Consider the following 19753-nt stretch of genomic DNA (forward strand, 5'->3'; position numbering starts at 1 on the left):
TTCTACCCACTTTCGGTGACCATCGGGCACAGCCAGCGCTTTGCCGGTCTAGGGCCTGTCGCTATACTGCGCGTCAACTTCACGGACAAAAGAGCCGAGCTCAGTGAACCGGCCCACGCCAGTTAAAACCGATAACTTCTTCCTGCTGATCTTCCGTGCACTGCGCCACCGCCGTGTGCCGATTGCATTGCGCATTGCCAGCCATAACGTGATCCTGGTCGCCCTGGCCCTGGTGATCTATGCCGGCGTGATGGGCCTGCAGTTCAAGCAAGCCATGCACGAACAAGCCGACGCCCTGGGTCAGAGCCTGACCACCCAGACCGCCACCTCGGCCACCGAGCTGCTGGTGTCCAACGACATCCTCAGCCTTAATGTCCTGCTCAACAATCTGACCAAGAACCCGCTGGTGGCCCACGCGGCCATCTACAGCGTGGACAACCGCATCCTCGCCGAGGCCGGCCAGCGCCCCAAGAGCAGCCTGCTGGGTGAAACCGAGGGCGTGTACCAGACCAAGATCACCTTCCAGGACGTGACCGCGGGCAACCTGCGAATCAGCCTGGACATGGCGCAATTCCAGCAGCCGATGACCATCAGCCTGCAAAGCATGGGCATCCTCAGCGCCATCCTGCTGGCCCTGGCCCTGGCCTTGAGCCTGCGCCTGGGGCGGCACATCTCGACTCCGCTGCTGCAACTGCGAGTCTGGCTGCGTGACCTGGACGAACACACTCCCGCCACCCAGCGCCAGGACGAAATCGGCGATCTGGCGCGTCAGCTGCATGCCCGCCTGGTGCCGGAGAAGCCCGAACCGGCACCGCAGCCCGAGGCTGAAGTGCAAGACGACGAGGACGATGAGCCGGCATTCGAAGTGCGCAACCTGCGGGACCCGAGCTTCGACGAAAGCGCTCCGGTAGCAGGCCTGAAGCCTGCACCCCGGCACCTGGTTCACGCCGAAGAAGATGAACTGGACGAGGAAGACCCCTTCGCCGACCTGCGGGACAGCTCATCGACGCCTGCTGCCAAGCCACAACCGCAACCACAGGTTCCGGCCCAGCCCCAGCACAGTGCGGTACTGGCGGTGCAACTCGGTGCCCAGGAGCAACTGCGACGCCTGCCCCGCGCCCGCCTGATGGAACTGCTGGAACGCTACCGCGATTGCCTCGACCAGGCCGCCTCGCTGTACCAGAGCGAACTGCATACCCTGAACGATGGCAGCACGCTGATGCTGTTCCACAGCGAAGACAGCGGTGACGACTACCTGACCAACGCCATCTGCTGCGGCGAGTTGCTGCGCGCCCTGGGCCATGCCCTGCAGATCGAAGTGGCGGACAGCGGCATCACCCTGCAACTGCAACTGGGCCTGACCCTGGGCGACGAACTGTTCGGCCTGAGCCAGATCGACCTGCTGCTCACCGAAACCGCTCAGGATGCCCTGGCCCTGTCCCAGCACAGCCGCAACCTGCTGCTGGTGGAGCGCAAGGTCAATGACGACCCGCTGCTGCGCCAGCGGGCACGTATTCGCCCGATCGCCAGCCCGGAAGGTGCCTGCTGCGTGGAACGCCTGATGGAGCCCTACCCGTCGATGCTGGAGCGGCAACTGGCACGCATGCATGAAACACGGGCCAAGCTGTAAGGCTGACCCGCAAAAAGAAGCCCGCCCAGTGCGGGCTTTTTCATGAGCTTTGTGTAGCCGCTGGCGCAGCCTGCGACAAGCCCCGCAGGGGCTTCAACGCTGGTGATATCGCTGCGTGCCTGCGGCCCGCTCGCAGCCTTCGGCAGCGGCTACAGGAGATTGCGTTGGCCAGAGCCAGAAACGACAAGGCCCGCTGTTGGGCGGGCCTTGTCTCGCGGCATGTCAACTCAGAACCTGAACACTTCCATATCCGTGCGGATCGGCGTGGCCATCGGGATCTTCGGTTGCTTTTCCTGCTCGGCAGGCTTGGGCGCAGGAGCCGGGGCCGCCTTGCGTGGCACCTCCGCCACCGCCGGCTGATTGGCCAGAGGCTTGAGGGCACCCGACAACTGTTCCGCCAGACGCTGCAACAGCACGCCCTGGGCCTGGACCTGGGACGCCGTGGTTCCCGCGTGCTGCTCCTGCAGATGAACGATGCGGTTGTCCCGCACCTGGCCACGACGGTCGATCAGGCGCCATTGCGCATCCAGCACCGCCGGCTGCGACTTGCCTGAATCCAGGCGAGTGATCGACAGCAGCACCTGGACATCCGGAGTGAAGCCGCTGGTGGCCGGAGCCAATACAACCCGCTGGCTGTCGAGATGACCGGCCACCTGGCGCAACAGCAACTGGTCGATGTCCGAAGACAGACTGCCGGCCCAGCGACCATCAGTGGAGGCCTGCAGGCTGCCATCATCCTGACGCTGCAGGAGGGTTTCACGTTGCAGGTAATCGGCGATCAGCACCGGCCCCAGCAATACCGACATGCCGGCACTGGCCGGCTGAGCTGGACTTCCGCTGTCCAGCTGATACAGCGACACCGGCTGGTGTACGCTGCAACCCGCCAGGCCAAGAACGCCGGCGAGCAAGAAAACAAGAGGAAGGCGCAGAGCAGTCATCATCCCATCCAGGTGGCGGCCACAAGGCTAGCCACAGTGTAAATACTCAAAAAAACCTGAATAACGCCCGGCCACGCCAGCGTTTGAAAGCGCATATCATCCGTGAATATGCGCCCTGACTCCAGTGTTGTAGCGTCGATCCTGCGCTTAAATCGCAGATCGAACGCTCTAGCCCGCCCTTAACTGAGAGGCTCTACCAACAACGCATCCACCCGCTGGAAGCCGCGAGGCAGTTTGTTGCCACGGCGCCCGCGCTCGCCTTTGTAGTGTTCCAGATCGTCAGCCTTGAGCGACAAGGTGCGCTTGCCAGCCTGCAGCACCAGGGTCGCGCCGTCCGGCAGCACCGCGATATCGGTGACGAACTCTTCGCGGCTGGCCACGCGCTCACCGGGAATGCCGATGATCTTGTTGCCCTTGCCCTTGCCCAGCTGCGGCAGGTCGCTGATCTTGAACACCAGCAGGCGCCCTTCGGTGGTCACCGAAGCCAGCCAGTTCTGTTCACGATCGGCCACTGGCCGCGGCGCCAGCACCTTGGCATTGTTCGGCAGGCTCAACAGCGCCTTGCCTGCCTTGTTCTTGGCCTGCAGGTCCTCGCCCTTGACCACGAAGCCGTAGCCGGCGTCAGAAGCGATCACATACAAGGCATCGTCATCCGGCAGCAGCACGCATTCGAACGTCGCACCCGGCGGCGGCGTCAGACGGCCGGTCAGCGGCTCGCCCTGACCCCGGGCCGATGGCAGCGTATGGGCCGCCACCGAGTAACTGCGCCCGGTGGAGTCGATGAACACCGCGAACTGGTTGGAACGCCCGGGCGCGGCGGTCTTGTAGCCATCGCCGGCCTTGTAGGACAGACCAGTGGCGTCAATATCATGCCCCTTGGCGCAACGCACCCAGCCTTTTTCCGACAGAACGATAGTCACCGGCTCGGTAGGCATCAGCTCGTTTTCCGACAGCGCCTTGGCCTCGGCCCGGGCGACGATCGGCGAACGGCGGTCATCGCCGTAGGTTTCTGCGTCTTGCAGCAACTCGGTGCGCACCAGCTTCTTCAGTTTCGCTTCGCTGTTGAGCAAGGCTTGCAGCTTGGCCTGCTCCTTGAGCAACTCATCCTGTTCGGCCCGCAGCTTCATCTCTTCCAGACGCGCCAATTGGCGCAGGCGCGTGTCGAGGATGTAGTCGGCCTGGATTTCGCTCAGGGCGAAACGCTCGATCAGCTTGGCCCGTGGATGCTCCTCGGTACGGATGATGTGGATCACTTCATCCAGGTTGAGGTAGGCAATCAGCAAACCGTCCAACAGATGCAGGCGACGCTCGACCTTGTCCAGGCGGAACTGCAGCCGGCGACGCACGGTGGTGACCCGGAACTCCAGCCACTCCACCAGCAGGGCCCGCAGGTTCTTCAACTGCGGCTTGCCGTCCAGGCCAATGATGTTGATGTTGACCCGGTAGGTGGATTCCAGCTCGGTGGTGGCGAACAGGTGCTGCATCAACTCATCGGCGTCGACCCGGTTGGAGCGCGGGATGATCACGATGCGGCACGGGTTCTCATGGTCCGACTCGTCACGCAGGTCGGCCACCATCGGCAGCTTCTTGGCCTGCATCTGGCCGGCGATCTGTTCCAGCACCTTGGCCCCGGAGACCTGGTGCGGTAGCGCGGTGACGATGATGTCGCCGTCCTCGACCCGGTACACGGCGCGCATGCGCACCGAGCCACGGCCGGTTTCGTAGATCTTCAGCAGGTCGGCACGCGGGGTGATGATCTCGGCTTCGGTGGGGTAGTCCGGGCCTTGGATATGCTCGCAGAGCTGCTCGACCGTGGCCTTGGGCTCATCCAGCAAACGCACGCAGGCCGAAGCCACTTCCCGCAGGTTGTGCGGGGGCACGTCGGTGGCCATGCCCACGGCGATGCCGGTGGTGCCGTTGAGCAGGATGTTCGGCAGGCGTGCCGGCAGTACCAGCGGCTCCTGCAGCGTGCCGTCGAAGTTCGGCCCCCAGTCCGCAGTGCCCTGGCCCAGTTCGCTGAGCAGCACTTCGGAATAGCGCGACAGGCGCGCCTCGGTGTAACGCATGGCAGCGAAGGACTTGGGATCATCCGGCGCCCCCCAGTTGCCCTGGCCGTCCACCAGCGTGTAGCGGTAGCTGAACGGCTGGGCCATCAGCACCATGGCCTCATAGCAGGCCGAATCGCCGTGCGGGTGGAACTTGCCGAGCACGTCACCCACGGTACGCGCGGATTTCTTGTGCTTGGAATCGGCATCCAGCCCCAGCTCACTCATGGCGTAGACGATACGCCGCTGTACCGGTTTCAGGCCGTCGCCGATATGCGGCAGAGCACGGTCCATGATCACGTACATGGAGTAATTGAGGTAGGCATTTTCGGTGAAGTCAGCCAGTGACCGGCGTTCTACGCCATCCAGGCTGAGATCAAGGGAGTCGCTCATGCGGGCCTCATTGGTTCGTAGTCTGGCGCAGCAGCATGCTGCCGCCGCGCTGAGTAAATTCAAGTTTTTTCAAAGCGCTCATGCCCAGCAGAACCTGGTCGCCGTCGAGCCCCGGCGCCACCAGCGCGGCCACGTCCCGCAGCACGATATCCCCCAGCTGCAGGAGTTCGATACGGGTCCGATAACCTTCGCTGCGCCCATTGGCCGTGCTCAGGGTGACCGGCGCACCGCGCTCCAGGCCCAGACGTTCAGCGAGATCCGCAGGTACCGAGACATCGGTCGCCCCGGTGTCGAGCATGAATTGCACCGGCCGCCCGTTGATATGGCCGCTGGCGACGAAATGCCCCTGGCGATTGCCCGCCAGTTGCACTTCGATGTAACCCTCATGTTGTTGCGAACTGACGACAGTGTTGGGGTTCTCCTGGTGCGCTTCCCAGTCGGCAAAGAACCGCGTGGCCAGGAACAGCGCCGCCGCCCAGGCCATGATCAGCATCACCCGCCCGGCACTCTTGCCCGGTTGCTGGCTCACGGCTTGGCACTCCAGCCGCCTTCGGGAGCTGCAAAACGCCAGACGATCGGTCGGGCCTCGCCGTCGGCGCGAGCACCGTTGTTGTTGTCCAGGCCAATCCAGGCGCCCTTGGCGTCCACCACCAGGGCTTCCGCCAACCCGTAGGGCTGTGGATAACGCCGATGCTCCATCAGTGCTTCGCCAGCATACGACCAGCACTGCTCGACCTTGGCGCTCAGCGCGTCCCGGCGACAGATCTGATAGGCGTTGCGCTCCAGGGTGAACAGCTTGCCGTCGAACAGCGACAGGTCGGCAAAGTCACGGGATACGGCCTTGGCGTTGGGCATCTGCTCAGGCTGCATTAGCGCCCCTGCTTCACTGAGCAGCACGCAACCGCCATCGCAGTCCCAGGTGGTCTGGCCACGCTTGATCAACAGCAGCCCGCGCCGCTCGCGTTCCGCCGCCAGCCAGATCCGATCCCCGGCAGGGTTGACCGCCAGCCCTTCGAACAGGGCATTGAAGTGCAGCAGCATGCCGCTGGCACGGGCTTCGCGCACCATGATCGGGGAAATCTTCAACCAGGCCGGCGCGCCTTGCGCCGGAACCTGCAGCACCGCGGCATGGGCTTCGCTGACCACATATTTGTTGCCGGCGGCATCACAGGTGATGCCCTCGAAATCCAGGTCGCCGCCACGCACGAAGGACGCCGCCCAGGTCCGCACCTTCAAGCCCCAGGGCAAGCCGGAGTCCGGCACCGCAGGCACCTCGATCCCGACGGTCTCGGCCTGCCAGACAGTGTTCCGGGTATCGAGCCTGTAGATCTGCTCGTCGTCGCGATCGGAGACGGTCCAGAGCTCCTGACCACACAGCGCCAGCCCGGACAGATTGCCGCCGCGCATGCCTTCCACAGGATGCTCGGACAGCAGTTTCAGTTCGGGCGCCGGCGCGGCCACCACCGAGGTTGCCAATAGCGCCAGGGCCAGGGCAAAACCTCTGTGCATCAGGCCAGCACCTCGGCCAGGTTGCCCTTGGACTCCAGCCAGGACTTGCGATCACCGGCGCGCTTCTTGGCCAGCAGCATGTCCATGATTTCCGCGGTGGCCTCGACGTCGTCCAGGGTCAACTGCACCAGGCGCCGGGTGTTCGGGTCCATGGTGGTCTCGCGCAGTTGCGGCGGGTTCATTTCACCCAGCCCCTTGAATCGGGTGACCTGTGGCTTGCCGCGCTTCTTCTCGGCCACCAGGCGGTCGAGAATGCCGTCGCGCTCGGCTTCATCCAGGGCGTAGTAGATCTCCTTGCCCAGGTCGATGCGGTACAGCGGCGGCATGGCCACGTAGACGTGACCGGCATCCACCAGCGGACGGAAATGCTGGACGAACAAGGCACACAGCAAGGTAGCGATGTGCAAGCCGTCGGAGTCGGCGTCGGCGAGGATGCAGATCTTGCCGTAGCGCAGCTGGCTCATGTCCTCGGCGCCCGGATCGACCCCGATGGCCACGGCGATGTTGTGCACTTCCTGGCTGGCCAGGACCTCGCTGCCGTCCACTTCCCAGGTATTGAGGATCTTGCCGCGCAACGGCAGGATCGCCTGGAACTCCTTGTCCCGCGCCTGCTTGGCCGAACCGCCGGCGGAGTCACCCTCCACCAGGAACAGCTCGGAGCGCATCGGGTCCTGGCCGGCGCAGTCCGCCAGCTTGCCTGGCAGTGCCGGGCCCTGGGTAATGCGCTTGCGCTCGACCTTCTTGCTGGCCTTCAAGCGGCGCCCGGCGTTGCTGATGGCCAGCTCCGCCAGTTGCATGCCCAGCTCGGGGTTGGCGTTGAGCCACAGGCTGAAGGCGTCCTTGACCACACCGGAAACGAACGCCGCCGCCTCGCGGGATGACAGGCGCTCCTTGGTCTGGCCGGAGAACTGCGCGTCCTGCATTTTCATCGACAGGACAAAGGCAATGCGCTCCCAGACGTCTTCCGGGGCCAGCTTCAGGCCGCGGGGCAGCAGGTTGCGGAACTCGCAGAACTCGCGCATGGCATCCAGCAGGCCCTGGCGCAGGCCGTTGACATGGGTGCCGCCCTGGGCCGTGGGGATCAGGTTGACGTAGCTTTCCTGGACGCTGTCGCCGCCTTCGGGCAGCCACAACAGGGCCCAGTCCACCGCTTCCTTGTTCCCTGCCAGGCTGCCGCAGAACGGCTCGGCCGGCAGGCGTTCGAATTCACTGACCGCATCCACCAGGTAGGAGCGCAGGCCATCTTCGTAGTGCCACTCGACCTTCTCGCCGCTGGACTTGTCCTCGAAGCTCACCAGCAGCCCCGGGCAGAGTACGGCCTTGGCCTTGAGCACGTGCTTGAGACGGCTGACGGAGAATTTCGGCGAGTCGAAGTATTTTGGGTCCGGAGCGAAGTACACGCTGGTGCCGGTGTTGCGCTTGCCCACGGTGCCGACCACTTCCAGCTCGGTGGCCTTGTAGCCGTCGGCGAAAGTCATCTGGTATTCGTTGCCGTCGCGCTTGACCCGCACCCGCACCTGGTTCGACAAGGCGTTGACCACGGAGATGCCCACCCCGTGCAGACCGCCGGAGAACTGGTAGTTCTTGTTGGAGAACTTGCCGCCGGCGTGGAGCTTGGTGAGGATCAGTTCGATCCCGGACACGCCTTCTTCCGGGTGGATGTCCACGGGCATGCCGCGGCCGTCGTCGGACACTTCCAGGGAATGGTCGGCGTGCAGGATGACCTGTATCGACTTCGCATGGCCGGCCAGGGCTTCGTCGACGCTGTTGTCGATGACTTCCTGGGCCAAATGGTTGGGCCGCGTGGTGTCGGTGTACATGCCCGGGCGTTTGCGCACCGGGTCGAGTCCCGAGAGGACTTCGATGGCGTCTGCGTTATAAGAGCTAGCGCTGGGAGTGGCCATGGGTTCTCGTCGTTAGTCGTTCAATGAATATGGGGCGAAGGCTCACAGTGCAGTGAAGTCGATCGCCTGGTACTGATCGGCAGTGATGCCGGCAAAATTCAACATCGCCGGCAATTGTCCGGCAAAACCTTGGAAACTATGATCGCCGCCGGCCTGTATGCGCAAGGCACAGGCGCGGTAGTAGCGCTCGGCGCTGCGATAGTCCAGCGTCTCGTCCCCGGTCTGCAACCACACCTGATAACGCTCAGGGTCCTGGGGTGGCGCCACTTCCAGCGCTGCCAGGGCCGCGACATGGTCGTGGGTCAGCTCCCAGGTCTCGTCGGTGTACAGGTTCTTCTGCGTGCCCAGATAACCGTCGAACATCCGGTGCGGGCTGACAGCAGGGTTGATCAGCAGGGCCTTCAGACCATAGCGCTCGGCAAGGTGAGTCGCATAGTAGCCGCCGAGCGAGCTGCCGACCAGCAATGGACGACCGAGTTCGGCAATCGCCTGTTCCAGCTGGCCAATGGCCTGGCGCGGATGGTGATGCAGGGCCGGCACCCGCAGTTGCCCGGCCAGGCCGAGCTGCTCCATGACCTGGCGCAACTGGGAGGCCTTGGTCGATGCCGGAGCACTGTTGAAGCCGTGGATATAGAGGATCGAACCGGACATGCGAGCTCCCTGTGCACCTGGGCAAAAGCCGCAGTTTACAGGGATGGGGCCAGGTTACGCAGCCGCTTCAGTAGCCTTCGCTACCGTAGTCGATGGTGAATTCATAGCCTTCGACCCGCTGCACGCCGGTTTCCAGCCGTCCATCGGGCAGCAGCCGCAACCAACGGTAGCCCGGCACCTGCTCCTCGACCTTGAAGTCGTCGCTCAAGGGCTCGAACTGGATGCAGGTGGAAGGTGAGGCCAATAGCCGCACGTCGCCCCGCAGGCGATCGATCTCCTGGTGAACATGCCCCCAGAGCACGGCGCGCACCTGGGGGAAAGCGTCGATCACGGCAAACAGCGCCTGGGCATTGCGCAGGCCGATGGGCTCCATCCAGGCGCAATCGATGGACACCGGATGGTGATGCAGGCAGACCAGGTGGTGCCGCTCTGGTGCTTCGCTCAGGGAGCGGGCCAGCAGTTGCAACTGCTCATCCTGCAGATAACCCGGTACCGAACCCGGCACCGCCGAGTCCAGCAGGGTGATGCGCCAGTTGCCGATGTCCACCACCGGGTCCAGCAAGTCACTGCCGCTGGCGGCCTGCTCCATGACCTGCGGTTCGTCGTGGTTGCCCGGCAGCCAGCGGCCTGGGGCGGCAATCTGTCGGGTCAGCTGACGAAAGCGCTGATAGGACTCCAGCGTGCCGTCCTGGGACAGGTCGCCGGTGGCCAGCATCAGGTCGATCCGTGGCTGCTGCGCCAACACCAGGTCGATGACCCGTTGCAGGCTGTCGGCGGTGTTCATGCCCAAGAGCGTGCCGTCCGTCTCGGCAAACAGATGGCTATCGGACAGCTGCACCAGCAACACGGGGTCGGCGGCAGTCAGTGCGGATACGCTTGGCACGGCGTTCTCCCGGAGCAAGATCACAAAGCGTGAAGAAGGGGGCAATTATGCTGGGGGAAGTGAAAAAGAGGAAACCTGGGAAGCGGACCCAGTTCACATCTAGCGCACGGCTTCGAACTCGTGGCCGCAGGCCAGGCAGTGGCTCAGCCACTCGCCGAGGAACACGTTCAGCTGGGCCTTTTCATCAGGCTGGTGCATGAAGGCATTGGGATAGGGATAGATGCTGCGAAAACGCCGGGCATGTTCGGCACTGATGACTTCCGCCATGCGCGCGTCGTGATAGACCTGCACTTCCAGCTGCGGCACAGGCAGCCAGGGCAGGCTGTGTTCCTGGCGCACCTGCAAGGTGGTGGTATACGGGCAGGCCAGTACCACTTCCAGGGCCAGTACGCCGAGCATCTGGTCGCCCTGGGTCACGGCGATGCGCCGCGCCACGGGCTGGTTGCGCATGTCGGGCAGCAGTCGCATCAGCCGGGCGTAGTTGGCCTCGCAGGAAGCTTGCAGCCCCGCGAGATCCACCCGATAGCGGTCGCGTACCTTGTTTACGACCATAACCCCCTCACTTCCGCGCGATTGAGCGCCAGCCACTGCAAGGCAATGATGCTGGCGGCATTGCAAATCCGCCCGTCGCGCATGGCCTGCAAGGCATCCTCGTAGGCCATCACGCACACCCGAATGTCTTCCGCCTCTTCCTCCAGCCCATGCAGCCCACCGGCGGCGCTGCTGTCGCAACGCCCCAGGTACAGATGGACGAATTCGGTGCTGCCACCGGGCGACGGGAAGTACTGGGTCATCGGCCACAGCGCCGAGATGTCCAGGCCAGCTTCCTCCTGCGCCTCGCGGCGGGCAACCTGTTCCGGCTGCTCGTCCTTGTCGATCAGCCCGGCCACCAGTTCCACCAGCCAGGGCGAAGCCGTCTTGCCCATGGCACCGACGCGGAACTGTTCGATCAGCACCACCTCATCGCGCTGCGGGTCGTACGGCAGTACGCAGACCGCATCGTGACGGACAAAGACTTCACGATTGATTTCACGCCCCATGCCACCGGCGAACAGCTCATGACGCAGTTGCAGGCGATCGAGCCGGTAGAAACCCTGGAAACAGTTTTCGCGCCGGATGATCTCGACGGCACTCGGCGTGGAGTTGGCAAAGTCAGTCATAACAATCCTCGTGTACAGCATGTTCAATCCGAGGATCCCCCTCGACTTCGCGCCATCCTAACGCGCTCGCAGCTGATCATGCAGCCCCTTTACCCTCAGCGGGATAGACGGCGAGGGGCTAAACCTACTCTAATTGCCTCTATTGAGCTTAGTGGCGAACCGACTGCCTCGCAGGCAGTCGAAGCCGGTAACTTTTGCCTCCCCCCTGGTTTATGAAGGACGCCCATGTCGCTTGTCAAAATCGCCTCCGTGGCCTGTATCGCCCTGACCCTGGGCGCCTGCCAAAGCCTGTTTCAACCCAGCTACATGACCCCGCTGGAAACCACCCGGGACAAGTCCGAACAACTCAAGCCCGGCTGCAGCGGCGCCGACTGCCCGCTGGTCAACCTCGACACCGTGCACTTCCCCGCCGAACCGCAGCTGGATGCCATCATTGAAAAGCGCCTGCTGCAAATGACCCGCACCAGCCCCGATGCTGCACTGCCGGCCAGCCTTGCGGCCTATCGCGAGCAGTTCCTGCGTAGCGCGCCGGACCGCCACGGCATGTACCTGCAATCCAAGCTACGCGAGCAGCATGACGGCCTGGTGATCATCGAACTGGCCAGTTACCTGGACACCGGCGCCGCCAACGGCACCCCGGGCCGTGGCTTCGTCAACTATTCACGCCAGCAGCACAAGGCCCTGAACCTGGCGGACATGCTCCTGCCCGGCCAGGAAGAGATGTTCTGGAAGGCCGCGCGGGTCGCCCACAACAACTGGCTGATCAGCACTCACCTGGATCGCGAGGCCGAGTTCGTGAAGACCTGGCCCTTCCAGAAGACCCAGAACGTAGCGCTGACCCGCAACGCCGTGACCCTCAAGTACGACGTCACCACCATCGCGCCCTCGGTCCTGGGCCACATCGAACTGCAGATCCCCTACGACCGCCTCAAGGGCGTGCTCAAGCCCGAGCTGTTTCCTGGCGGTAACTGAAAGCCCGGCCCAACAGCCATTGCAGCAGCCCTGCCAGCACCAGTGACGGCAGGGTTGCGCCGATATCCGGGTACAGATTGGCCAACAGATGATAGGTGCTCACCCCACCCAGCCAGGCCAGCAGCGCCGGCCAGCGCAAGGCTGACGCCGGGTTCTGCCCCGAGCGCCGACGCAGGATGAAGTGATCCACCAGCACCACGCCAAACAGCGGCGCGAATACCGAACCGATCAGCAACAGGAAGTTCTGGTACTGGGCCAATGGCGCCAGGCAGGCGATCAGGGTGCAGAGCACGCCTATGGCCAGCGCCAGGTGCTCGACCTTGAGGCGCAGCAGGATGCCGCTGGAAACCGCCGCCGAATGGATATCGGCAAAGGCATTTTCCGATTCGTCCAGCAGAATCAGCAGCAACGGAATCCCCAGCCCGGCCCCGGCCAGCGCCAGCAGCAAGGCATTCACTTCACCACTGGGAGCGAAGGCCAGAGTGTAGGCGACGCCCAGGCTCATCAACCAGAAATTGCCGATGAAAAAGCCCAGGGCCGTGCCGCCGAACACGCTCTTGGCGCGCTTGCCGAACCGCGAGTAGTCGGCGATCAGCGGCAACCAGGACAGGGGCATGGCGATGGCGATATCGAAGCCCACGGCGAACGGCATCGAGCCGTCCCCGGCCTGGGCCCAGAGCGCCGCCAGGTCGGCTCGGGCGAAGAGGTTCCAGGTCAGCCACAGGCAGGCGGCCAACAACAACCAGATTCCCCATTTGCGCAGGATCTGCCGGACGAAGGTCAAGGGCCCGCTGACCGCCAGCAAGGTGGCCAGGGCACCGAAAAACAGGGTCCAGAGCAACGGGTTGGCCAGCAGGCTGCCTTCGCTGAAGGCCCGGCTGCCCAGGAGGCTCGCGGCATCGCGCATGACGATGATTTCAAACGAGCCCCAGCCCACCAGTTGCAACAGGTTCAACAGCGCCGGCAGGCTGGCGCCGCGCCGGCCCAGGCTGAGCTTGAGCGCAGCCATGGACGACAGGCCGGTGTCGCTGCCGATCACCCCCACCGCCGCCAGCAGCAGAACGCCGACCGCGGTGCCGAGCAGGATCGCCAGCAGCGAATGGGCCAGCCCCAGGCCTGGCGCCAGCAAGGCGCCGGTCTGCAGCACCATCAGGCCGATACCGAGGGAGAACCACAGGGAAAACAGATCGCGGGCGCCAAACACGCGCTTGTCGGCCGGTACCGCGAGATCGGGAGAGTAGGTACTGATTGGACTGCTCAAGGTTGATATCTCGAAGGAATAGGGTCTGCAGGAGCCGGATTGCCGGCGAAAGCGCCACCTTGTCGAGAGCGCGGTGCCCGGTCGCGGGCAAGCCCGCTCCTACAGGAATGTTCACGGGGGCTATCTCGAACGCCCAGCCTCTGCATGAGCCGGCTTGCCAGCGAAAGCGCCACCTTGTCGAGAGCGCGGCGCCCGGTTCGCGGGCAAGCCCGCTCCTGCAGAGAGGGGTCAGACTTTCTTGTACAGCTGGCTGCCTTCCTGCTTGAAGCGCTCGGCCTGTTCCGCCAGGCCCTTGGCGACATCCACATCCACCGCTTCGATACGCTGGTTGGCTGCGTACTCACGCACTTCCTGGGTGATCTTCATCGAGCAGAACTTCGGCCCGCACATGGAGCAGAAATGCGCGACCTTGGCCGAATCCTTGGGCAGGGTCTCGTCGTGGTACGAACGGGCGGTATCCGGGTCCAGGCCGAGGTTGAACTGGTCTTCCCAGCGGAACTCGAAACGCGCCTTGGACAAGGCGTTGTCGCGGATCTGCGCGCCCGGGTGACCTTTCGCCAGATCCGCAGCATGCGCGGCGATCTTGTAGGTGATGATCCCGGTCTTCACGTCATCCTTGTTCGGCAGGCCCAGGTGTTCCTTGGGCGTGACGTAGCAGAGCATGGCGCAGCCGAACCAGCCGATCATCGCCGCACCGATACCGGAGGTGATGTGGTCGTAGCCGGGGGCAATGTCGGTAGTCAGCGGGCCGAGGGTGTAGAACGGCGCCTCGTCGCAGCACTCCAGCTGTTTGTCCATGTTCTCCTTGATCAACTGCATCGGCACGTGGCCCGGGCCTTCGATCATGCACTGCACGTCATGCTTCCAGGCGATCTTGGTCAGCTCGCCGAGGGTTTCCAGTTCGCCGAACTGGGCTTCGTCGTTGGCGTCGGCAATCGACCCCGGGCGCAGGCCATCTCCCAGGGAGAAGCTGACGTCGTAGGCCTTCATGATTTCGCAGATTTCGTCGAAGTGGGTGTAGAGGAAGTTCTCCTTGTGGTGCGCCAGGCACCACTTGGCCATGATCGAGCCACCCCGGGACACGATGCCGGTGACCCGCTTGGCGGTCAGCGGCACGTAACGCAGCAAGACGCCTGCGTGGATGGTGAAGTAGTCCACACCCTGCTCGGCCTGCTCGATCAGGGTGTCGCGGAACAGCTCCCAGGTCAGGTCCTCGGCCACGCCGTTGACCTTTTCCAGGGCCTGGTAGATCGGTACGGTACCGATCGGCACCGGCGAGTTGCGGATGATCCACTCGCGGGTTTCATGGATGTGCTTGCCGGTGGACAGGTCCATCACCGTGTCCGAACCCCAGCGGATGCCCCAGGTCAGTTTCGCCACTTCTTCCTCGATCGAGGAACCCAGGGCACTGTTGCCGATGTTGCCGTTGATCTTCACCAGGAAGTTGCGGCCGATGATCATCGGTTCCAGTTCGACGTGGTTGATGTTGGCCGGGATGATGGCGCGGCCACGGGCGATTTCCTCGCGGACGAACTCTGGGGTGATTTCCTTGGGGATGCTGGCGCCGAAGCTGTGGCCGGCGTGTTGCTGCTTCAGCAGGCCGGCGGCACGGGCCTCCTGCAGCTTCATGTTTTCGCGGATGGCGACGTATTCCATCTCGGCGGTGATGATGCCTTTGCGCGCGTAGTGCATCTGGCTGACGTTGGCCCCGGCCTTGGCCCGGCGCGGGTTGTTGACGTGGGCGAAGCGCAGCTTGGTCAGCTCCGGGTCGGCCAGGCGCTGCTGGCCGAAGTTGGAGCTCAGGCCCGCCAGACGCTCGGTGTCGCCACGGTCCTCGATCCACGCCGAACGCACATCGCCCAGGCCCTTGCGCACATCGATCACCACGTTCGGATCGGTGTAAGGGCCGGAGGTGTCATACACGGTCACCGGGGCGTTGATCTCGCCGCCGAAGTCGGTGGGGGTCACGTCCAGGGTGATTTCGCGCATGGGCACGCGGATGTCCGGGCGCGAACCCTGGACATAGACTTTTTGCGAGCGGGTAAAGGGCTGAACCGATTGTTGGTCGACTTGGGCCGACTCACTGAGGTTGCTAGCGTTTTTTAATTTTGTAGTCATCACGGGCTCTCCAGACAGCATCCAGGCAGTGGATTTTTGTCGGAGCGAACCTGTAACGGACGGACGCACCCTGTCTAAGCAACTAGTTGAGTGCAGTGCTTGGTACTCGAGGGGTGTTCGATTGTCGAACAACATCCCGGACGAAGCACAAGAGGACTCGCCGGGTGACGAGAAATCTTGTTCCCTACGCAGGCGCTAACCTGATCAGGTTCAACGGGATCCGGATTATCCGATCTCAGCCTCATAGCAAGGCACCCCGACAAGAACCGGGCCAGTCTAGACAAAGCCACAGCAGAACGCCAACCCCCCGTACGATCAGCATGATGAATGGCGTAATTGCAGGATTGTTGCCACCCCCCAGCGCATCTACACTCGTTGCCCTGTGTCGAACCTTGACGCTCTGTGGGTCGCGCCTTAGCCTTGGCGCCTGAATTATTGCCGTAATATCAACTCTAGGGATCGCCGAATGCTGCGCAAACTCTCACTGGCTGTTGCCGTGTCTTGTGCGTCCAATGGAATGGCCTGGGCAGCAGAAGCGCCTTTGACCACCAAGACCGATCTGGTCAGCGTCTACCAGGAAGCGGTGGACAACAACGCCGATCTGGCCGCTGCGCGCGCCCAGTACGGTGCCCAGAAGGAAGTGGTGCCCCAGGCTCGTGCCGGGTTGCTGCCCAACCTTTCGGCCGGCGCGGACATGAACAACACCCGCACCAAGTTCGACGAACCGTCGATGACCTCTACCCGCAGCGGCAACGTCTACCAGGCGACCCTGGCCCAGCCACTGTTCCGGGCCGACCGCTGGTTCCAGCTGCAGGCGGCCAAGGACATCAACGAACAGGCTTCCCTGCAACTCTCGGCCACCGAGCAGAACCTGATCCTGCAGAGCGCGGAGAACTACTTCGCGGTGTTGCGCGCCCAGGACAACCTGGCCTCGACCAAGGCCGAGGAAGCGGCCTTCAAGCGTCAGCTGGACCAATCCAACGAACGCTTCGACGTGGGCCTGTCGGACAAGACCGACGTCCTGCAATCCCAGGCCAGCTACGATACTGCCCGGGCCAACCGGATCCTTGCCCAGCGCCAGGTGGATGATGCCTTCGAGGCCCTGATCACCCTGACCAACCGCGAGTACAACTCGATCCAGGGCATCGTCCATACCCTGCCAGTGCTGGCGCCGACCCCCAACGACGCCAAGGCCTGGGTGGACACCGCCGCCAAGCAGAACCTCAACCTGCTGGCCAGCAACTACGCAGTCAGCGCCGCCGAGGAAACCCTCAAGCAGCGCAAGGCCGGGCATGCGCCGACCCTGGACGCAGTGGCGCAGTACAAGAAAGGCGACAACGATGCTTTGGGCTTCAGCAACCCCAACCCGCTGACGCGCTATGGCAGCGACGTCGAACAGCGCTCCATCGGCCTGCAACTGAACATTCCGATCTACAGCGGCGGCCTGACCAGCTCCCAGGTGCGTGAATCCTACTCGCGCCTGAGCCAGACCGAGCAACAGCGTGAATCCCTGCGCCGCCAGGTGGTGGAAAACACCCGCAACCTGCACCGCGCGGTGAACACCGATGTCGAGCAGGTCCAGGCCCGGCGCCAGTCGATCATTTCCAACCAGAGCGCAGTGGAGGCCACGGAGATCGGCTACCAGGTGGGCACGCGCAATATCGTCGATGTGCTCGACGCCCAGCGCCAGCTGTACACCTCGGTGCGCAACTACAACAACAGCCGCTACGACTACATCCTCGACAACCTGCGCCTGAAACAGGCTGCCGGCACCCTCAACCCGGGGGACCTGCAGGACCTGTCGCGCTATCTCAAGGCCGACTACAACCCGGATCGCGACTTCCTGCCGCCAGACCTGGCCAAGGCCGCCCAGGAGCAGCTCAGGGCCCGCCCCTGAAGGTCGCAGGCATGAAAAAGGCCACCTTTGCGGTGGCCTTTTTCATGGCGGTGTAACGGCCTTTTACGGCCATGCGACAGCGGCTACCGAAGGCGACGATCAGTGCCTGCCCAGGAGGCGGCCAAGGCCATCGAGCAGCCGTTGCAAGGCGCCCTGGTTGGCCCTGAGCACCTTGAGCCCGGCGTCGGCCATCTTGCGCGCATCCTGGGGTAGCTCGAACAGACGCTGCACCGCCACCGCGAGCCCCTCGGCATCGTCCACTTCCTGCAAGGCTCCGGCCTCACGCAGCATCGCGGCGATTTCCAGGAAATTGAACAGATGCGGCCCGCTGATCACCGGCTTGGCCAGGGCTGCCGGCTCCAGCAGGTTGTGCCCACCGTTGGGCACCAGGCTGCCGCCGACAAAGGCGCTGTCGGCCAGGGCATAGAGGAACAGCAATTCGCCCATGGTGTCCCCCAGCAGCACCGAGGTGGTGGCAAGCACCGGCTCGGCTGCAGAACGGCGTACCGTGGTAAAGCCCTGCTGCCGGCACAGCTCATGCACCGAGTCGAAGCGCTCCGGGTGCCGCGGCACCAGGATCAGCAAGGCATTGGGGTAATTGCCCAGCAGTTGCCGGTGGGCATCGAGCACCACCGCGTCTTCGCCCTCGTGGGTACTGGCGGCGATCCACACCGGGCGCTCCATGGCCTGCCATTGCTGGCGCAGCTCGGTGGCCCGCTGCAGCAACTGCGGGTCGATGCTCAGGTCGAACTTGATCGATCCGGTCACTTGCACAGTCTCTGGGCGGGCCCCAAGCCGGAGGAAACGCTGGGCCTCGGCTTCGGTCTGCACCGCGAACAGGCTCATCTGCGCCAGCATCGGTGCGGTCAGCCGAGCAAAACGCCCATAGCCCTTGGCCGAACGCTCGGACAACCGGGCATTGGCCAGGGCCACCGGAATCCCGCGCCGGGCACACTGGTCGATATGGTTGGGCCACAGTTCGGTTTCCATGATCACCGCCAGCTTGGGCTGCACCCGATCGAGAAACCGCGCCGCGGCGCAAGGCAAGTCGTAGGGCAGGTAGCAGTGCTGGATCCGCGGCTCGTTGGCAAACAGCGCGTGGATGCGCTCGGAGCCGGTGGGAGTCATGCAGGTCACGGTAATCGGCAGCTGTGGATAACGCGCCAGCAGCGCCCGGATCATCGGCGCGGCAGCGATGCTCTCGCCCACCGACACCGCATGCACCCAGATGCCACCGGGTTGCATGCTCGGCAAGCCGAGAGAGAAACGCTCGCCAATGCGCTTGGCATAAGCCGGCGCCTTGCGCGAGCGCAGCCACAGGCGGATCGCTACCAATGGCAGCCCCAGGTAAAACAATGCGGTATAGAGAGTTCTATTCATGGCGGCGGAGTTTATCGGTTTTTTAGCCGATCGCCTTCAGGTGCACGGCAAAACGTTCTGCCAGCCAGTGCGCCGCGGGGCCCAGAGGTTCGTCACGGCGCCAGGCCAGCTCCACCACCAGTGCCGGGGGCGTCCACTGGCTGGCCAGCTCCACCATCTGGTTCTGGTAGGCCGGGTACTGCACCACATGCCGTGGCAGCCAGGCCCAGCCCAGCCCGCGCATCAGCCATTCGGCCAAGACGTAGAAGCTGTCAGCCCGCCAGACCTGGGGGCTGACCTGCTCACCACCGGGGTAGCCACTGGCTTGTGGAGCGATGAGCAACTGCCGGTGTAGCGCCAGCAACTGGCGGTTGACCCTTTTTTCATGGGCCAGCGGATGCCCCACGGCGCAGACAGTGACCATCTCCACACTGCCCAGGGCCCGGCGCTCCAAAGTTTCCGGCATCTGCTCATGGTGAAACAGCAACCCCAGGTCGGCCCGGCGCTCCACCAGTTTGCGCGCTACGTCGCCCTGGGCCCCGCTGGCCAGTTGCACCTCCAGGCTGGGAAAGTGTTCCGCCAGGGCCTCCAGGCTGTCGAGCACCGGCTGATAGGGCATCGCTTCGTCCTGGGCCAGGCGCAACCGCGCTTCCTGGCCGCGCATCAAGGCCAGCGCCCGGCCATTGAGGCGGTCGCACTGGCGCAGGATCTCCCGCGCTTCCTGCAACAGTGCGCTGCCCGCCTCCGTCAGCCTTGGCTGGCGGCCACTGCTGCGTTCGAACAGGCTCACTCCCAGGTCATCCTCCAGCTGGGCGATGGCACTGCTGATGGCCGATTGCGCCTTGCGCTGCTGGCGGGCCACGGCAGAAAACGAACGCAGTTCGGCGACCCCGACAAACAGGCGCAACTGCTCCAGGTTCCATTGCATGTTCATGGCACAACCTATCTATCATCCAGATAGGTAATGACTTTACCCCATCTGAACTTTCTCTAGAATGCCGACCTCATAAAGCAGTCCCAGCCCCGAGGAACC

16 protein-coding genes and 1 riboswitch are annotated in these 19753 nt (G+C 63.8%); of the genes, 3 read left to right on the forward strand and 13 right to left on the reverse strand.

The genetic code is table 11. The features are described 5' to 3' along the window. The first annotated feature begins 103 nt into the window (after nt 1–103). Nucleotides 104–1630, forward strand: coding sequence for an AhpA/YtjB family protein (locus tag AC1RCO_RS21375; RefSeq protein WP_015633930.1), 1527 nt, complete (start codon nt 104–106; stop codon nt 1628–1630). A 227-nt stretch (nt 1631–1857) separates the two neighbouring features. On the opposite strand, the gene AC1RCO_RS21380 is transcribed toward AC1RCO_RS21375, so the two are convergent. The 9 genes from AC1RCO_RS21380 to AC1RCO_RS21420 all read right to left on the reverse strand — a co-directional run bounded on the left by AC1RCO_RS21380 (nt 1858) and on the right by AC1RCO_RS21420 (nt 11113). Continuing rightward, nucleotides 1858–2568 carry a PqiC family protein gene (locus AC1RCO_RS21380; protein WP_026019966.1) on the reverse strand — a complete coding sequence of 237 codons (711 nt, stop codon included), beginning with the start codon at nt 2566–2568 and terminating at the stop codon, nt 1858–1860. A 179-nt stretch (nt 2569–2747) separates the two neighbouring features. Continuing rightward, entirely contained in the window at nt 2748–5006 is a 2259-nt protein-coding gene (parC, locus tag AC1RCO_RS21385; RefSeq protein WP_492618021.1) for a DNA topoisomerase IV subunit A, read from the reverse strand. A 7-nt stretch (nt 5007–5013) separates the two neighbouring features. Then, nucleotides 5014–5535, reverse strand: a complete 522-nt coding sequence (locus AC1RCO_RS21390; protein WP_011058920.1) for a retropepsin-like aspartic protease family protein — start codon at nt 5533–5535, stop codon at nt 5014–5016. Continuing rightward, entirely contained in the window at nt 5532–6515 is a 984-nt protein-coding gene (locus AC1RCO_RS21395) for an esterase-like activity of phytase family protein (RefSeq protein WP_492618022.1), read from the reverse strand. The genes AC1RCO_RS21390 and AC1RCO_RS21395 overlap by 4 nt, the downstream gene beginning before the upstream one ends. Continuing rightward, nucleotides 6515–8419, reverse strand: a complete 1905-nt coding sequence (gene parE, locus AC1RCO_RS21400; protein WP_011058918.1) for a DNA topoisomerase IV subunit B — start codon at nt 8417–8419, stop codon at nt 6515–6517. Before parE ends, AC1RCO_RS21395 begins: the two co-directional genes overlap by 1 nt. Nucleotides 8420–8461: 42 nt before the next feature. After that, the gene (locus AC1RCO_RS21405; RefSeq protein ID WP_015633927.1) at nt 8462–9070 is read right to left on the reverse strand and encodes a YqiA/YcfP family alpha/beta fold hydrolase; all 609 of its coding nucleotides are present in this window, start codon (nt 9068–9070) and stop codon (nt 8462–8464) included. Between the two features lie 67 nt (nt 9071–9137). Next, complete coding sequence (cpdA, locus tag AC1RCO_RS21410) at nt 9138–9953, reverse strand: 3',5'-cyclic-AMP phosphodiesterase (protein WP_072443906.1); 816 nt, start codon at nt 9951–9953, stop codon at nt 9138–9140. A 99-nt stretch (nt 9954–10052) separates the two neighbouring features. Further along, nucleotides 10053–10505 carry a DUF1249 domain-containing protein gene (locus AC1RCO_RS21415; protein ID WP_011058915.1) on the reverse strand — a complete coding sequence of 151 codons (453 nt, stop codon included), beginning with the start codon at nt 10503–10505 and terminating at the stop codon, nt 10053–10055. Beyond that, the gene (locus AC1RCO_RS21420) at nt 10496–11113 is read right to left on the reverse strand and encodes an NUDIX domain-containing protein (protein ID WP_011058914.1); all 618 of its coding nucleotides are present in this window, start codon (nt 11111–11113) and stop codon (nt 10496–10498) included. Before AC1RCO_RS21420 ends, AC1RCO_RS21415 begins: the two co-directional genes overlap by 10 nt. A 225-nt stretch (nt 11114–11338) precedes the next feature. Here AC1RCO_RS21420 and AC1RCO_RS21425 point away from each other — a divergent pair, with 225 nt between their 5' ends. Then, nucleotides 11339–12085 carry an RsiV family protein gene (locus AC1RCO_RS21425; RefSeq protein ID WP_103290459.1) on the forward strand — a complete coding sequence of 249 codons (747 nt, stop codon included), beginning with the start codon at nt 11339–11341 and terminating at the stop codon, nt 12083–12085. On the opposite strand, the gene cytX is transcribed toward AC1RCO_RS21425, so the two are convergent. Together cytX and thiC are read right to left on the reverse strand one after the other, a co-directional pair. Then, nucleotides 12054–13346 carry a putative hydroxymethylpyrimidine transporter CytX gene (gene cytX / locus AC1RCO_RS21430; RefSeq protein WP_019093041.1) on the reverse strand — a complete coding sequence of 431 codons (1293 nt, stop codon included), beginning with the start codon at nt 13344–13346 and terminating at the stop codon, nt 12054–12056. The two genes, AC1RCO_RS21425 and cytX, sit on opposite strands and share 32 nt — an antisense overlap. 228 nt (nt 13347–13574) lie before the next feature. Further along, on the reverse strand, nt 13575–15464 hold the full coding sequence (gene thiC, locus AC1RCO_RS21435; protein WP_011058911.1) for a phosphomethylpyrimidine synthase ThiC: 1890 nt from the start codon (nt 15462–15464) through the stop codon (nt 13575–13577). A 164-nt stretch (nt 15465–15628) separates the two neighbouring features. Next, a riboswitch (TPP riboswitch) is annotated at nt 15629–15733 on the reverse strand. A 197-nt stretch (nt 15734–15930) separates the two neighbouring features. Here thiC and AC1RCO_RS21440 point away from each other — a divergent pair. Beyond that, the gene (locus AC1RCO_RS21440; RefSeq protein ID WP_011058910.1) at nt 15931–17361 is read left to right on the forward strand and encodes a TolC family outer membrane protein; all 1431 of its coding nucleotides are present in this window, start codon (nt 15931–15933) and stop codon (nt 17359–17361) included. Between the two features lie 99 nt (nt 17362–17460). On the opposite strand, the gene waaA is transcribed toward AC1RCO_RS21440, so the two are convergent. Together waaA and AC1RCO_RS21450 are read right to left on the reverse strand one after the other, a co-directional pair. Next, nucleotides 17461–18741, reverse strand: coding sequence for a lipid IV(A) 3-deoxy-D-manno-octulosonic acid transferase (waaA, locus tag AC1RCO_RS21445; RefSeq protein WP_370058531.1), 1281 nt, complete (start codon nt 18739–18741; stop codon nt 17461–17463). Between the two features lie 22 nt (nt 18742–18763). Next, nucleotides 18764–19648 carry a LysR family transcriptional regulator gene (locus tag AC1RCO_RS21450; RefSeq protein ID WP_015633922.1) on the reverse strand — a complete coding sequence of 295 codons (885 nt, stop codon included), beginning with the start codon at nt 19646–19648 and terminating at the stop codon, nt 18764–18766. Nucleotides 19649–19753 lie beyond the last annotated feature (105 nt).

Source organism: Pseudomonas sp. GW823-FHT03E05 (assembly GCF_058796855.1).